The 14,855-nt window shown below is 39.2% G+C and carries 19 protein-coding genes; 11 read left to right on the plus strand and 8 right to left on the minus strand.

From position 1 onward, the window contains the following. Positions 1 to 6 precede the first annotated feature (6 nt). The 7 genes from J4N46_RS04820 to J4N46_RS04850 form a co-directional block, all read right to left on the minus strand. Positions 7 to 1,158 (minus strand): site-specific DNA-methyltransferase, encoded by a 1,152-nt coding sequence (locus J4N46_RS04820; protein WP_208058374.1) that lies wholly within the window; start codon positions 1,156 to 1,158, stop codon positions 7 to 9. A 4-nt stretch (positions 1,159 to 1,162) separates the two neighbouring features. Next, positions 1,163 to 1,948, minus strand: a complete 786-nt coding sequence (locus J4N46_RS04825) for a hypothetical protein (RefSeq protein ID WP_208058375.1) — start codon at positions 1,946 to 1,948, stop codon at positions 1,163 to 1,165. A 1-nt stretch (position 1,949) separates the two neighbouring features. Further along, a complete protein-coding gene (locus J4N46_RS04830) occupies positions 1,950 to 2,717 on the minus strand; it encodes a (Fe-S)-binding protein (RefSeq protein WP_009415120.1) in 768 nt (255 codons plus the stop codon). 69 nt (positions 2,718 to 2,786) lie between these two features. Further along, entirely contained in the window at positions 2,787 to 3,146 is a 360-nt protein-coding gene (locus J4N46_RS04835) for a cupredoxin domain-containing protein (RefSeq protein WP_208058376.1), read from the minus strand. Between the two features lie 55 nt (positions 3,147 to 3,201). After that, positions 3,202 to 3,621, minus strand: a complete 420-nt coding sequence (locus J4N46_RS04840; RefSeq protein ID WP_208058377.1) for an LNS2 domain-containing protein — start codon at positions 3,619 to 3,621, stop codon at positions 3,202 to 3,204. Positions 3,622 to 3,650: 29 nt separating this feature from the next. Then, positions 3,651 to 4,481 (minus strand): 1,4-dihydroxy-2-naphthoyl-CoA synthase, encoded by an 831-nt coding sequence (locus tag J4N46_RS04845; protein ID WP_009415123.1) that lies wholly within the window; start codon positions 4,479 to 4,481, stop codon positions 3,651 to 3,653. A gap of 58 nt (positions 4,482 to 4,539) precedes the next feature. Beyond that, on the minus strand, positions 4,540 to 4,797 hold the full coding sequence (locus J4N46_RS04850) for a hypothetical protein (protein ID WP_009415124.1): 258 nt from the start codon (positions 4,795 to 4,797) through the stop codon (positions 4,540 to 4,542). Positions 4,798 to 4,994: 197 nt separating this feature from the next. On the opposite strand from J4N46_RS04850, the gene J4N46_RS04855 reads away from it, so the two are divergent. The 3 genes from J4N46_RS04855 to J4N46_RS04865 all read left to right on the plus strand — a co-directional run bounded on the left by J4N46_RS04855 (position 4,995) and on the right by J4N46_RS04865 (position 6,759). Continuing rightward, positions 4,995 to 5,828, plus strand: coding sequence for a LexA family transcriptional regulator (locus J4N46_RS04855; protein ID WP_009415125.1), 834 nt, complete (start codon positions 4,995 to 4,997; stop codon positions 5,826 to 5,828). Between the two features lie 536 nt (positions 5,829 to 6,364). After that, positions 6,365 to 6,616, plus strand: a complete 252-nt coding sequence (locus J4N46_RS04860; protein ID WP_009415128.1) for a hypothetical protein — start codon at positions 6,365 to 6,367, stop codon at positions 6,614 to 6,616. Then, the gene (locus J4N46_RS04865) at positions 6,613 to 6,759 is read left to right on the plus strand and encodes a hypothetical protein (RefSeq protein ID WP_394369223.1); all 147 of its coding nucleotides are present in this window, start codon (positions 6,613 to 6,615) and stop codon (positions 6,757 to 6,759) included. The genes J4N46_RS04860 and J4N46_RS04865 overlap by 4 nt, the downstream gene beginning before the upstream one ends. Before the next feature lie 52 nt (positions 6,760 to 6,811). Here J4N46_RS04865 and J4N46_RS04870 read toward each other — a convergent pair whose 3' ends face one another. After that, positions 6,812 to 7,966: an ankyrin repeat domain-containing protein gene (locus J4N46_RS04870; RefSeq protein WP_208058378.1), complete on the minus strand. Its 1,155-nt coding sequence runs from the start codon at positions 7,964 to 7,966 to the stop codon at positions 6,812 to 6,814. Between the two features lie 105 nt (positions 7,967 to 8,071). Between J4N46_RS04870 and accD the strand changes: the two genes are divergently transcribed. Genes accD through J4N46_RS04910 form a run of 8 tightly spaced genes read left to right on the plus strand, consistent with a single transcriptional unit; the run spans position 8,072 to position 14,532 of the window. After that, positions 8,072 to 8,926 (plus strand): acetyl-CoA carboxylase, carboxyltransferase subunit beta, encoded by an 855-nt coding sequence (accD, locus tag J4N46_RS04875; RefSeq protein ID WP_208058379.1) that lies wholly within the window; start codon positions 8,072 to 8,074, stop codon positions 8,924 to 8,926. A gap of 4 nt (positions 8,927 to 8,930) precedes the next feature. Beyond that, complete coding sequence (locus tag J4N46_RS04880; protein WP_208058380.1) at positions 8,931 to 9,944, plus strand: diphosphomevalonate/mevalonate 3,5-bisphosphate decarboxylase family protein; 1,014 nt, start codon at positions 8,931 to 8,933, stop codon at positions 9,942 to 9,944. A gap of 26 nt (positions 9,945 to 9,970) precedes the next feature. Continuing rightward, positions 9,971 to 10,543 carry a Uma2 family endonuclease gene (locus J4N46_RS04885; RefSeq protein ID WP_208058381.1) on the plus strand — a complete coding sequence of 191 codons (573 nt, stop codon included), beginning with the start codon at positions 9,971 to 9,973 and terminating at the stop codon, positions 10,541 to 10,543. Next, entirely contained in the window at positions 10,530 to 11,393 is an 864-nt protein-coding gene (locus J4N46_RS04890; RefSeq protein ID WP_236013729.1) for a YwqG family protein, read from the plus strand. Before J4N46_RS04885 ends, J4N46_RS04890 begins: the two co-directional genes overlap by 14 nt. A 12-nt stretch (positions 11,394 to 11,405) precedes the next feature. After that, positions 11,406 to 12,266, plus strand: coding sequence for a YwqG family protein (locus J4N46_RS04895; RefSeq protein WP_208058382.1), 861 nt, complete (start codon positions 11,406 to 11,408; stop codon positions 12,264 to 12,266). Between the two features lie 9 nt (positions 12,267 to 12,275). Continuing rightward, the gene (locus tag J4N46_RS04900) at positions 12,276 to 13,109 is read left to right on the plus strand and encodes an SDR family oxidoreductase (RefSeq protein ID WP_208058383.1); all 834 of its coding nucleotides are present in this window, start codon (positions 12,276 to 12,278) and stop codon (positions 13,107 to 13,109) included. A 13-nt stretch (positions 13,110 to 13,122) separates the two neighbouring features. Beyond that, entirely contained in the window at positions 13,123 to 13,776 is a 654-nt protein-coding gene (fsa, locus tag J4N46_RS04905) for a fructose-6-phosphate aldolase (RefSeq protein ID WP_208058384.1), read from the plus strand. A gap of 15 nt (positions 13,777 to 13,791) precedes the next feature. Next, positions 13,792 to 14,532, plus strand: coding sequence for a hypothetical protein (locus tag J4N46_RS04910; protein WP_208058385.1), 741 nt, complete (start codon positions 13,792 to 13,794; stop codon positions 14,530 to 14,532). The last annotated feature ends 323 nt before the right edge of the window (positions 14,533 to 14,855 follow it).

Below are 14,855 nucleotides of genomic sequence, written 5' to 3' on the forward strand. Positions count from 1 at the left end.
TACTGTTTATATAGCATAAGAAGAAAGAGAAATCTCCTTTTGCTTTAAATATTTAAAATTCGTTTCCTGAGCAAACAAGTGAGCTTCTATATTTGTCATCCTTTTTTGAATTACTTTTATCGCTTCTTCCGATTGGTCTATCCCTATCCATTTTCTCCCTAATTGCTGAGCCGCATTTAAGGTAGTGCCAGAACCAGCAAAACAATCCAACACATAGCTGCTTTCATTAGAAGAAGTTTTTATAATGGTTTGCAATAAGTTAGCGTTTTTTTCAGTAGGATAGATTGGGTATTGAGGGTCTTTAAATTCCCAAATATCTTGCATTTTTTTACCTTCTCTATCATCCAGAAAAATCTTTTTACGAGGATTTCCTTTGTCACTCCATTCTATAAGGCCTTCGCTATCCCATTGTTCCAAAACTGATACATCACTTCTCCAGTGCCGCCCTTTGGGAGGAAGTATTCCTTTAAATGGTTTAGAGGTGTTCCCTTTTAGCGTTTCCCCTGGTGCGTGTAGCGGAATAGTAGTGTATCGCTTCCCTTGTTTATCTATCTTAGGAAAAAGTTTTTGTTTATCTTCCTCTGTATAAGGAATTTTCGCCTCATTCCATATTAGGTTATCCGTTTTAGAATAAAAAAGAATCATATCTTTTATATTGCCATAAGCTTTTCGGTTGAAGTTTTTAGGATTACATTTTATACGAGTTATATCATTCCTAAAGTTTTCTATCCCAAAGATTTCGTCCATTATAATTTTCACATAATGCCCTATCTTATAATCTATATGTAAATAGATAGACCCTTTATCCGAAAGGAGCTCTTTAAGGAGTACCAATCGTTCTCTTAGAAACTCTAAAAATTCAAATCCTTTTAGCGTATCTTGGTAAGCTATCGTACCTTTTGAACTATTGCTTATTGTAGCGGCTCTTCCTTCAGAAATTGTAAAAGTGTTATTGGTAGCAAAAGGAGGGTCTATATAAACAAGATCTATTTTCCCTGATAAGTTGTAATTATCTATTAGCTGTTTTAGTGCCAATAGGTTATCTGCTTGTATAAGCATATTGGGGCTCTTAGAGTTTCCTAAAGTCTCTAAGGGAATATCTGGAATACTATCAAAAATTTCTTGTCTTGTTTTTTTATTAGGATATTGTAAATGCATACCGTTAGAGCTGATATAAAAAATCCCGTAGCACTAAACTACTCATTATATTGTAATCCTGATATTTAGTAGTAATATCTTGAAACATTTTATGCTTGCCTCTGATGTAAAGAACACCATCCAAAATAGCAATTTTTACAACCTCTTTGTCTGTCTTAGAAAGAATGGTACTAATAGCATCATTAAATTGTGCATTCTGATGACCTCCGTAATCCGTTAAAAATTTCGCCTCACCTATTACTATTTTCTTGTTGAACCGCGCTACCAAATCCAATCCCTTATTGTGTTGATAATTCAGATGTTCGGCAGCAAATTTCATTAGTTGGGCATCACTACCCTCCAAGATAGCATCTTCTTCTGTGTTTATAAACGCCTCATAAGAAATAGGTTCTATCCCCAACGTTTTGTTTTTATACCAACGCCTGAATAAAGGTCCTATCTGCCTATTTGTTTCTTTAGGTTCAGTACATCTTTCATAAATTTTAGAAAGCCCCATCTCATAAAGACGACCACAAATTCTATTGATAGTTTTAGGATTTCTTTCAATTGCCGAAATATCATTCCTCAGATAAGCAATATAACTATCTTTAATAGGAAAAAGTTCTAATTTCAACAGTTCACGAATAAGTGCCTTATTGTCTTTTTCAGAGAAAGCAACTTCTATCTGTTGCCAATGCGCTTCATCAATATCTCTAATCCCATCAGGAATGGTAGGATATACTTGAAATAAATCATCTAAATACGATTTTTGATTGGCATATGCAATACTCAATTCTGTCCAGTAATTCATTTTATTTTGAATTTTCATAAAGTAATTCTGCTATATCATATACTTTTAACGTCCCTTCTTTATGTTTTACACCATCGCACATCATCGTATTACAAAACGGACAAGCGGTAGCGATAATTTCAGCCTTTGTTTCCATAGCCTGCTCGGTGCGGAGTACATTTATTTCTTTATCACCTTTTTCAGCTTCTTTAAACATCTGCGCACCTCCCGCACCGCAGCACAAAGCACGAGCTCGGTTCTTTTTCATCTCTACCAAATCAACCTCCAAACGCTCTAATATCTCGCGCGGCGCATTGTACACCTTGTTAGCCCTACCAAGGTAGCAAGGGTCGTGAAAGGTAATGCGCTTGCCTCTGAAAGTACCACCTTCTATTGTAAGGCGTCCTTCATCTATCAATTTTTTAAGCAATTGGGTGTGATGCATCACTTCGTAATTACCCCCCAGTGCAGGGTATTCGTTTTTAATCGTATTAAAACAATGCGGACAGGTGGTTACTATTTTAGTAATCTGGTAACTATTGAGCACCTCTATATTCATCATTGCCTGCATCTGAAAAAGAAACTCATTGCCGGCACGCTTGGCAGGGTCGCCAGTGCAGCTCTCTTCGGTGCCAAGCACAGCAAAGCGTACCCCTGCCTTTTCTAACAGGTGAGCAAAAGCCTTGACGATGCGCCTTGCGCGATCATCAAAACTACCAGCACAGCCCACCCAAAAAAGTACTTCGGGAGTTTCGCCCTGTGCCGAAAGTTCCGCCATTGTTTTTATCATACTATTCCAATTTGAAAATTAGCAAATTAGTAAATTAGTAAATTTAGTGTGAGTCGTATAGTTTGTAGCTTATTTTACGATTTGTAAATCGCCATCTACAAAACCTATAGCTATATGTTGTACGTTAAAGAGTTTAATACTATTTTCAGCTACTATTTCTTTAAGAATTTCAGTAATCATTGAGAGTACTTGCTCCCAATGAACTTCTTCAGGTATTTCATCTAAAGGTAAAAAGCAGTCATCAGGTACAAAATCGTCTTCGCAAGCCCAATCAGGGTCTTCATCATCATACCAAGAAGAACCTATAAGCTCTAATTCATAGGGTTCTGAGATGTTAAAATTCAGAGCAACAATATCATTAGGTAAGTTTTCTTGACTATCTATACCAACTAACCATCTTTTTATCTTATTTTTAATAGCTTCTTTCATTTTAAAAATAATTTGCTAATTCACTAATTTCCCAATTTGCTAATTCACTAATTTCCTAATCATTAAACACCTCTACCGTTTCCTCTTTAAGCACCAAATCGGTGAATTTGCCCTTGTAGCGAGTCGCCTTCACCACGTGATTATCAATCCAATGATAGTTACCCCCACGAGGCTTACCAAAGATAATACCGTGATACTTAAAGCCATTTTCTTTTAGCCATCGCTCAGTAACCTCGCGATGTGCTTCGGTACGCGAAGTAAAAAAGTAAATTACGTGTCCCTCGTCATACCATTTATTTACTTGTGCCAGCGCATCCAGAAAAACCGCAGCAGTCGCCATACGTTCAGGTTCTTCGTTAGGAATATCTTCACCTACCGTACCATCAATGTCTATGAGGTAGTTTTTCACTCCTTCGGGCAATATAGGGTTCATATTCCCCTGAGCATCCTCTTGTAAAACAAATTTTTCAGTCATAATATTCAATTTAGCCAATTAGCAAATTATTAAGGAATCCATTTTTTCTCAAAGTTAGGTTTGCGCTTTTCAAGGAACGCATCGCGCCCTTCTTTCGCCTCATCAGTCATATAAGCCAAGCGAGTCGCTTCACCTGCAAATACCTGCTGACCTACCATACCGTCATCAGTGAGGTTCATTGCAAACTTCAGCATTTTTATAGAAGTAGGCGATTTTGCCATTATCTCTTGCGCCCATTCAAAAGCAGTTGCTTCAAGCGCATCGTGAGGCACTACCGCATTTACCATACCCATTTCGAAAGCCTCTTGCGCAGAATAGTTGCGCCCTAAGAAGAAAATTTCGCGGGCTTTCTTCTGCCCCACCATTTTAGCAAGGTAAGCCGAACCATAACCCGCATCAAAACTCGTTACATCGGCATCAGTTTGCTTAAAAATAGCGTGCTCTTTGCTAGCGAGGGTAAGGTCGCATACTACGTGCAATGAGTGTCCGCCCCCCACTGCCCAACCCGGCACTACCGCAATCACCACTTTGGGCATAAAGCGAATAAGGCGTTGCACCTCAAGAATATTCAGTCGGTGATAGCCATCATCGCCCACATAGCCTTGGTGCCCACGCGCTTTTTGGTCGCCACCACTGCAAAAACTCCACACACCATCTTTAGGCGAAGGACCTTCGGCAGAAAGCAATACCGCCCCTATATTGATATCCTCATAAGCATCTTTAAACGCATCGAGCAGTTCGGCAGTAGTTTTAGGGCGAAAAGCATTGCGCACCTCAGGACGGTTGAAGGCAATACGCGCTACACCATCACATTTTTTATACGTAATATCTTCGTATTCTTTTACGGTTATCCAGTTCATATAAGTGAAAAGTAAAAAAAGAAAAAGTTATTTAGGCGACAAAGATAGTAATAATTTGTCAATTAGCCAATTTGTCTTCGCCAAATTCAGCATTTAAGATACGGTACAGCGTTTGCCGTGAGATAAAGAATTTAGGGTAAATAAACTCTCGCCATATTACCGTAATAGGAATGTAGCGCGCATCGTGCTTGTTAAACTCTTCTATCACCGCCTTGTTGCGTTCGCGCAAGTTTTGTCCTCGCAAGTGGTGTGCCTGTGTGCTTGCTGTCGCAGCAGAGGCACTCATTCTTCTGATGGTTTTCTCGGTTGTTTTCATCTATTTTTATCATTTTTTTTAATTGGTGCAAATCGCACATTATAATTTACAATTCATAATTCCCCAATAATCACTATCTTTGCGCCCTAAATCAACTGTAGATTTATAGGGCAAAGGTATAGAGTTTTTCTTTATCTTCCAAATTTATTACAAAGAAATTCTCTAATATTTTTAATATAATTTATACTGAATTGGTAATGAGTGTAAAAGAACGCATCAAACGATTTATAGAAGCAGAAGGCTTATCTGCAGCTGCTTTTGAAAAAGAAATAGGCGCATCCAACGGCTATGTAAACAGCATTTCTAAAAGTATAGGGATTGATAAACTGAACTTAGTATTAGAGAAATACCCTAATCTCAATTTAGAATGGCTTATTACAGGCAAAGGCACTATGCTAAAAAATAAAACGCTAAGCACCACACCCAAAGTAGAAGTAATCCCCCCCGTGCGAGTAGAGGGTAAAGACCTAATGCCAAAAGTCGTAGTAGTAGACGACCAAGATGAGGAACGCATCCCCCTAGTGCCCGTCTATGCCCAAGCAGGCTATTTAAGCGGCTATGACGATTGTTCTTTTATCGAAACCCTCCCCACCTATAGTTTGCCCACACTGCGCAATGGCACCTATCGTATGTTTCAAGTAAGCGGTTTGTCTATGTTTCCCACCCTGCAAGACGGCAGTTATGTAGTCGGTAAGTTTGTCGAAGATTGGCAAAGCCTTACCAGCAATCGCGTATACGTAGTTGTTACCCAAAATGATGGTATTATCGTCAAGCGAGTGATTAATAGCATTGAAAAATACGGCACTTTGTATTGCAAGAGCGACAATCGCACCTATCCCCATATTTCAGTACATTTATCCGAAGTAAAAGAAGTGTGGGAGTGTAAGATGCATCTTTCCTTTGAGTTCCTCGACCCCGTTACCAATTACCAAAAGATAGCCGCTTTAGAAGCCGATGTCGCCCATTTAAAAGAAGTCATAAGTACGATGGAAGCCCGCCATAACGAAGAAAAGCAGAGCGTTTTACAGTAAAACGTCTGCTAATCCCCATCCCCTCTTGTAAGCAAAATAGAATAGATGATGAAGGCGCAAAAAGAGGGGAACTCAAAAAGCAAATAAATGAGTTATCCCGCTGGCGCAAGCCTGCAGCTTATGCCCAATTCAAAATTCAAAATCCAAAATTCATAATTCTCCCAACTCCCATTGTAAAATCTTTGCAAAGATAGGTAAAATTCCCCCCCCATTGTTAAAATAATGTTAAATTTCACAATGTATAATGTTAAATTTTTTATTTTTAGTCATTAGCCTAATCCATCAGCTAACAACACCGAAGGTTCAGCGAAGGATGAGCGAAGGAAAGTCAGCGAGCTGGCGCAGCTGAGTATGTGACCCCGTTGGCGCAGCTTGCAGCTTGTGCCCAATTCAAAATTCATAATTCATAATTCAAAATACACCCTTTGGCAAACTTTCAGAGTTTGCCAAAGTTTTTTATACCCCCAATTCAAAATTCATAATTCAAAATTCATAATTATTTCGTATATTTGCACAAAATAATAGACAAAGACAAAATGGTTGAATTTTCATTTAAAGTAAAAGGAAATAGTGCTCCTGCATTAGCCTTTATAGCATATGCAAAAACTCTCAATTTTATAGAGTTTGATACACCCGAAAAAATAGTTCAGGCTGAACCTGCAACAACAGAAGATGATGAGCATTATGATTTTATAATGAGTTTATCAAAAAAAACTAATAAGAAAGTGGCAGCCCGTTTGGCTAAAGAAAAAAATATAATTTTACCTTCACAAAAAAATAAAATATGACTGTAATTGCCGATAGTAATATTTTTTATAGTGCTTTAATAACTCCTAATGGTTATATAGCTACTATACTGAAAGATAAAAACTTACAGTTCTTAGCCCCCGACTATATTATAGACATTTTTTTATTACTACTGAAGAATTAGGCAAATATCTTTACAAAAAAAGATATTGATTCATAAACAATAAAAGCGATTACTATTCAAACACAGCACCTGCATTTTTAAGCAAGGCAATACACAGCGATATTTCTTCTTTTTCAGAAGGAGAAATATCGCTGTGATTTTCGTCATAACAGAGATTGTCTAAAACACTTGAGGTGGCTGTATCTCCTTCAAAAGCAAAATAATTGATATTAGGGTTAGCACCCTTATCAAGAAGATATTTCATTAGGGTGGGTTGATGCTGGTACGAGGTGTGCATCAGGGCATTGATGCCCTCAAAACCAAAATAATCAATATCAGCACCCATAGCAATCATTTTATCGGCAATGTCAATGGTTTGTGCTATGAGTTGATTTTTATCAAGTGTAGGATTGTCCTCAAGCATAAGAACTGCGGAGGCGAATAGCTCACAAAAAGCGGTTTCGCCATTGTTGTTCACTGCATTGATGTTAGCTCCTTGGGCAAGAGCCTGCTGTATAGTATCCCAACTAAGGTTATCAACCCCCTCAAAGAGTTTGCGCTCGGCACCCGTAAGTGGGGCGATGCTTTCTTTAGCGTTTAGCAAACTTATTATATTGTGATTGCAGTGTATAAAATAGTGCTTTATCTCCTCAAAGGAATAGCTTTTTTGGTGAACCTCAAGCGGATAATGTGTTTTGTCATATTTGTATTGATCGCTTACTTTTTGGCAAACCGCACTATTCAGGTCATCTTCGTCTAAAACTATACTTACTAACAATCTATTATCATTATCTTTGCTAAAGTGTACCCTCTCACTGCTGCTTATAATGGGACTTTCGCAAAGGGCTATAAGCGTCTCCCAAAAGTACTGCTCGGCAGCAGCTCTGTGTTTATCGGTAAAAGTTAGCTTTAGGTGAGGTGCTTTTTGTTTTACCCATTGGTACTTTAGGTAATGAGGGTATTTTTCTTCCACAAGTTTGCAAGCAATGTTCCATATTTGGATAGCGTAATTCAGTTTGAGACTTTGTAATTGGAAGTGAGCCTCTACCTTTTGGTTGCCGATGCTAAGGTGAGAAAAAAAGCGAGTGTGCGAATGATGAAGGTTTATTTGATAAGGTAGATAACTATTGTGATTCTTATTGCCTAAGAATTGTATAAAATCTTTGATAAGGCAGGAAATCTTAAATTCTTCGGGAGAATAAAGGTTTGTAAAATAGGCAAATTTCATAGTGCTTGTATTTTAAAAGTTTGCGTAAGGCAAAGATACTGAAAAAATTGTTAATTGAAAAATATTTTATATCTTTGCATTCTAAAAAGCAAAACAAATTATCTTATGTCTTGGTTTAAAAGAAAAGCAAAAGGAATTCAAACTTCTACTGAAGAGAAAAAGGATATCCCAAAAGGATTATGGTTTAAATCGCCAAGCGGTAAAATCGTTGAGCAAGATGAATTGGCTACAAATTATTACGTAAGCCCTGAAGACGACTACCACGTGCGTATAGGAAGTAAGGAGTATTTTCAAATACTTTTTGATAATAATGAGTTTAAAGAACTTGATGCTAATATGTCTTCTAAAGACCCTTTAGATTTTGTCGATACCAAATCGTATAAAGTGCGATTGGAAGAAGCCGAACAAAAAACAAATCTAAAAGATGCAGTGCGTACCGCTGTAGGTAACTCTAAAGGATTACCATTAGTAATTGCGTGTATGGATTTTGCTTTCATTGGGGGCTCAATGGGGAGCGTTGTTGGCGAAAAAATATGTCGTGCTATTAGCTATGCTATTAAGCATAAATTGCCTTTCTTGATGATTTCTAAATCGGGGGGAGCACGTATGATGGAAGCTGCACTATCACTGATGCAAATGGCAAAAACATCTATCAAATTAGCTCAGTTAGACGAAGCCAAATTGCCATATATTTCACTTTGCACCGACCCTACTACGGGGGGCATTAGTGCTTCATTTGCAATGCTTGGCGACATCAATATTGCCGAACCAGGCGCGCTTATAGGCTTTGCCGGACCTCGTGTAGTGAAAGATACCACAGGACAAGATTTGCCTGAAGGCTTCCAAACCGCTGAGTTTGTACTGGAACACGGCTTCTTAGATTTTATCGTCAATAGAAAACAGCTAAAAGACACTGTAAATCTGTACCTCGACTTAGTGTTGAACAGAAAAGTAAGATAGAAGAATGATTACATTCAAAGCTCCAAGTAATATAGCCCTTGTAAAGTACTGGGGGAAAAGAAAGGGTCAGCTGCCTGCTAACCCCTCTATTAGCTTTACTCTTACCAATTGCTATACCGAAACTTCCGTAGCATACCAAAAACTCAATGTACCTGCAAAAGATTTTTCATTCGACTTCTACCTCGATAATGAGCTTAAGCCAGACTTTCGCCCAAAAATAGAAACCTTCTTCAGCAGAATAGAACCTTATTTAGATTTTCTTAGAGACTATCATTTTACGATTCATTCTCACAATTCATTTCCGCATAGTAGTGGGATAGCTTCCTCGGCGAGCAGTATGGCAGCACTATCGGTATGCCTTATGCAGGTAGCCAAAGAAATAGGCAACACCTATACCGAAGATGAATTTTGGCAAAAAGCTTCTGTATTAGCTCGTTTGGGCTCGGGAAGCGCTTGCCGCAGTGTGAAAGGAAACGTTGTTGTATGGGGCAAACACCCAGATATTGAAGGTAGTAACGATGAATACGGCATTCTATTTCCTTACCCTGTTCACCAAATATTTACTACCTATCAAGATACTATACTGCTGATAGACCGAGGTAAAAAACAAGTCAGTAGCTCTGTAGGGCACGATTTAATGCACGGTCATCCTTTTGCTGAGGCGCGTTTTGAGCAAGCCAACCGCAATATTACGCTTCTATCAGATTGTTTGCAAAGAGGAGATGTTGAAAAATTCATTGAAATAGTAGAAAGTGAAGCACTTACCCTCCACGCTATGATGCAAACTAGTATTCCGTATTTTATACTGATGCGTCCCAATACTTTAGAAGTGATTCAGCGGGTATGGCAGTATCGCAAAGATACGGGAGTGCCGCTGTGTTTTACCCTCGATGCGGGTGCCAATGTACACTTGCTATATCCTGAAAACGTAAAGGATAAGGTACAGGCGTTTATCAAAAATGAATTAGCACATTTTTGCGAAGAAGGAAAATATATTAATGACCAATTAGCAAATTAGCAAATTGTCAAATTAACAATTCGAAAATGGTAACCAATATCAATCAGTTAGACCCTATTAACGGGCTTTATACCTACGCAGAATATCTGTTGTGGAAGTTTGAAGAGCGGGTAGAGCTTTTCAAAGGGAAGTTGTTTAAAATGGCTGCCCCTTCTATTGATCATCAGCGTATATCACGCAGGCTTACGCTATTGTTAGGCAATTATTTCATAGGAAAGCCTTGCGAGCTATTCACTGCTCCTTTTGATGTAGTACTTCCTTCTAAAGAGGGCACAGATAATACTGTTTTACAACCCGATCTTTGTGTAGTATGTGATCCTGAGAAGCTGGCTGATGGCAAACGTTGCTATGGAGCCCCAGACTGGGTATTAGAAATTGTATCGCCTAGCAATGCCGAAAAAGAATTAAATAAAAAGTTAGCCCTTTACGAAGAGGCTCAAGTAGCCGAATATTGGGTAGTGCGTCCTGAAGAAAAAGAGTTGGATAGGTTTGTGTTGCAAAACGGCAAATATACCGTCCTACGTCCGCTTTTTGCAGGGAGTGTAGTAAGTCCAGAGAAGTTTCCTGAACTCCAAATAAATTTGAATGACATATTCTAATTCGCAAATTCTTATGGATATTACTAAAGAACAAGTAGAGAATTTAATAGATGAGGTACTTGAGCGTACAAGGCGTGAGGTGATTAGGTATGAGCTTTCGCCTGCTGAGGGCTTGCCTGTTACTGATAGCAAAGTGGGAGGAGTACCTTATATTCCTAAAGGAGGCAGTTTGCCCAGAACTTCAGATGGCAAACCGCTGTTTATGATAGCGCAAATTAACTGCGAGCAGTTGCCCGAAAATAACTTTTATCCTAAAACAGGGCTCTTGCAGTTTTGGATAAGAATCCCCGATAAAAAATATGTAGAGGAATACAACCAAGGACTTCGTAGTCGTTACGAAAGTGATGACCCCTTTGGCGATGATAGCCGCAGGGTGTTGTATTACCCTACGCTTACTGAGGCAACTCCCTTTGAGAATTTTCAAGCAGAATATCATTTTTATGATGGGTGTATGCCTTTGAAAAAATCAAAAGAATTTGCTATGCACTTTACTAAAGATACCGAAGTGGTGAGCTCTCTGCTTTCGTGCTATCACCCTATTTTTATAGAAAAATGGAATGAAAAATTCGGTACCAATCTTCCTTTTTTGTATGGCTTATCTGATGAAGCCGATGAAGCCCTTGACGATTTTCTTCCTAACGGACAAGGAAACAAATTAGGGGGTTATGGAGAGGAAGCTGAGTATGGCAATTATTCTACTGAAGATTTCCGCACTTTCCCGCTATTGCAAATAGATTGTGATGATGAATTAGGCATAGACTGGGTAGAAGGGGTAGGGATTTTCCTTATTAAGGAAGAAGAACTTGCAGAATGTGATTTTACAGAGGTATATTACAATTTTCAGTTTTAAAATATAGAGCTTATGGGAATATGGCAATGGATAGAAAAAATATTTGGCGATGGTGAAGATGGATTGACAGAGAAGCAGCTAATAAGGCTGGAAAACTTTGCCGAAGCAGTAAAAACGGCAACGGCTCGTGAGGTAATACATATAGAGGCGCAGCCCTCTACCGATTTGGCAATTACCGATAGTAAGTTTGGGGGTGTTCCTTACTTGCCCCAAGGGGCAGCACTGCCTACAGCACGTAATGGCAAGCCGCTATTTATGTTGGCGCAAATCAATTGTGAGCAGTTGCCCGAAAATAGTATCTATCCTAAAAAAGGCTTGTTGCAAATATGGGTGGCTGCCAATGGCAAGTACTGCGGCAACCAATACAATCCTTATTCGCCCAATACACAACGCGTTATATATTATCCTACCTTAGATGAGGCTACAAACTACGATGATTTTAAGCAGCTATATCAGTTTGAAGGGAAACCTTTGCCTTTTGCCCCTACACAGGCGTATCGGCTAAGTTTTAACAAAGGGGTTGATACATTCTCTTATGAAAACCTGCGCTTTAATCATTCATTGTTGCCCCTATGGCAAAAACACTTTGGTGAGCGAAGAGATCATTTTCGTCTTTTACCTGAAAGGGTAGAAGAAAAACTCAGAAAATTATTACCTCCCTCGCCGAGAGTACATCGTATAGGAGGCTATAGCGATGTAGAAGATATGGTTGAGGCTATAGACAACAATGGCTTGCCGAAAATACTATTACTGCGTATTGATACCGATGAAAAAATAGGCATTCATTGCAGAGATAACGATTCGGTGAATTTTCTTATAGGGAAAGAAGATTTTGAAGCTCTGGACTTTAGCAGGGTACAGCACTCTATTTAAAACAAACCTATGGCAATAACCAATAGCAATCAGTTAGACCCTAAAGTAGTGCTTATTACAGGGGCGACTTCGGGTATAGGTAAAGAAACCGCCCTATTGCTCGCCGCCAAAGGGTATTTGGTATACGGCACAGCTCGCAATATCAACGATAAAAACTTGCCTTTTCGCCTATTACCTATGGATGTGCGCAACGAAACATCTATCAAAGAAGCGGTACAGCAAATCCTTAGCGAAGCAGGGCGTATTGATATCCTCATCAACAATGCAGGGGTAGGTATTACAGGTGCGGTAGAAGAGCTCCCCGCCGAGCAACTGCACAACGTTTTTGCTACCAACCTTTACGGCGCAATCGCAGTCATACAACAGGTACTACCTACAATGCGAACGCAAAAAAGCGGACGTATCATCAACATTGCCTCTATTGCAGGCTATATGGGCTTACCTTTTAGAGGTGCTTACTCTGCCAGCAAAGGAGCATTATTACTGATGACCGAAGCCTTGCGTATGGAGGTAAAAGCCTTTGGTATAGAGGTATGCACTATTTCCCCCGGTGATTATGCTACCGATATTGCCTCACGCCGTTATCACGCCCCCGTAAAGAGCGATTCGCCTTATGCTGAGGTGTATGACAAGCAGCTTCGCCTAATGAACGAGCACGTAGATAGTGGGGGCGACCCTAAAGAAATGGCAGAAAAAATACTAAAAGTAATACAAACCAAGCACCCCAAAGTGCATTATAAGCAAGGTAGTTTCTTGCAGAAATTTTCAATAGTCCTCAAACGACTTTTACCCAGCAAACGCTACGAGCAAATGCTGATGAAACACTATCAATTAGCAGATTAAAAACCTAAGTAATATGAAATTTTTTATAGATACAGCGAACTTATCGCAAATTCAAGAAGCTCAAGATTTGGGCGTATTAGACGGGGTTACTACCAACCCTTCATTGATGGCTAAAGAAGGCATCACGGGCAAAGAGGCAATACTGAAACACTACACCGACATCTGTACCATTGTAGAAGGTGATGTTTCTGCCGAAGTAATTGCCACCGATTTTGAGGGTATTGTGTGCGAAGGCGAAGAGCTTGCCGCCCTTCACCCGCAGATTGTAGTGAAAGTGCCAATGATAAAAGACGGTATCAAAGCTATCAAATATTTTACCGACAAAGGGATACGCACCAATTGTACGCTCGTATTCTCGGCAGGTCAGGCGCTTTTGGCTGCCAAAGCAGGTGCTACTTATGTATCGCCTTTTATAGGTAGGCTTGATGATATTTCGGCAGACGGACTTTCCCTTATAGAAGAAATACGCCTGATTTACGACAATTATAATTTTGAAACGCAGATATTGGCAGCCTCAGTACGCCATACGATGCACATTATCGAATGCGCCAAAATAGGAGCTGATGTGATTACCGCCCCTCTTTCGGCTATTACAGGGCTATTAAAACACCCCCTTACCGATAGCGGCTTAGCACAGTTTTTAGCCGACGCCAAGAAATTAGGATAACAATATTAAAGCACTATGACTGCAAAAAGAAAAATCCAAGAACTGAACGACCATTTGCAGGCGTTCCCCAAAGCGGAAGACATCTTTGTAAAAGAACAACCGTGGCTCAAAAATCATTTTTTGCCCCTGATGAGTATCGATTTAGCTGAAATCAATCCTGATTGGGCAGGGCAAAAGGTATATATGCTGTGTCCCTTTGAAGGGAATCAAAGTTGTATAGGAGGGAAAACCACTGAGTACCACAACGAATATACTGCGCCTAACTGGCTGGCTTTCCGCCTGACTAACGATAATAAGTTTCAGTTCCTCGGAGAGGAAGGATATTTTGAACGAACCGCTATTCACCACTGGGATTTTGACTCCGAAGAAGAAAAGGAACTACAAGAAATGCAGAAAGGATATGAGAAAAACAAAATTAATTTTGAGAAATATGGTTTATTAGTGAGTTTACAATATCCTGAATACAATGGGAAACCTAACTTTACTAAATTTTTAGATCATTTGGGAGGAGATATTCTGAGCGGAAATTGGCAAGGAGCTATTGATTATGACCAATATCCAAAGGCTTTTGATATGAAATTAGAGTATGAAAACCAATCTTCTCCTGATTGGATTAAAATTTCATACCAAGGAAACCCTTTTTATTTTATTGCAGATACAGCAAGTTATGATTGGTGTAAGGGGCATATAGATGGTATCATTATGCTTTACGAGCCTGTAAGCCGTATCGTGCTATATACTTTTGATTATTCGTAACATCGCTTTTGTGGTATGTGTGAATAGCAATTCGCCCAGCTTTTAAAGTTTCTAATTCCTCTATAATCAAATGAAAAACAGCTATGAAAAAGGAAGAAGTTAAAAAAGATATATTAAAAAAAACTTTTAAAAGGTTTAGACCTTGCTTACGAGCGAATGATTGCCGAAAAACGCAAGAATAACCAAAAGATTGTGGTGCGCCGCGAAGGTAAAATCGTAACCATCAACCCATAGTTGAACAATCTTTTTACAATTTCCTTAATAGCTATCTTCACCGAAGGATGAGCGAAGGATCACCGAAGGATCACCGAAGGATGAGCGAA

Origin of the sequence: Capnocytophaga bilenii (assembly GCF_017565765.1) — a bacterium.
Lineage (GTDB): Bacteria > Bacteroidota > Bacteroidia > Flavobacteriales > Flavobacteriaceae > Capnocytophaga > Capnocytophaga bilenii.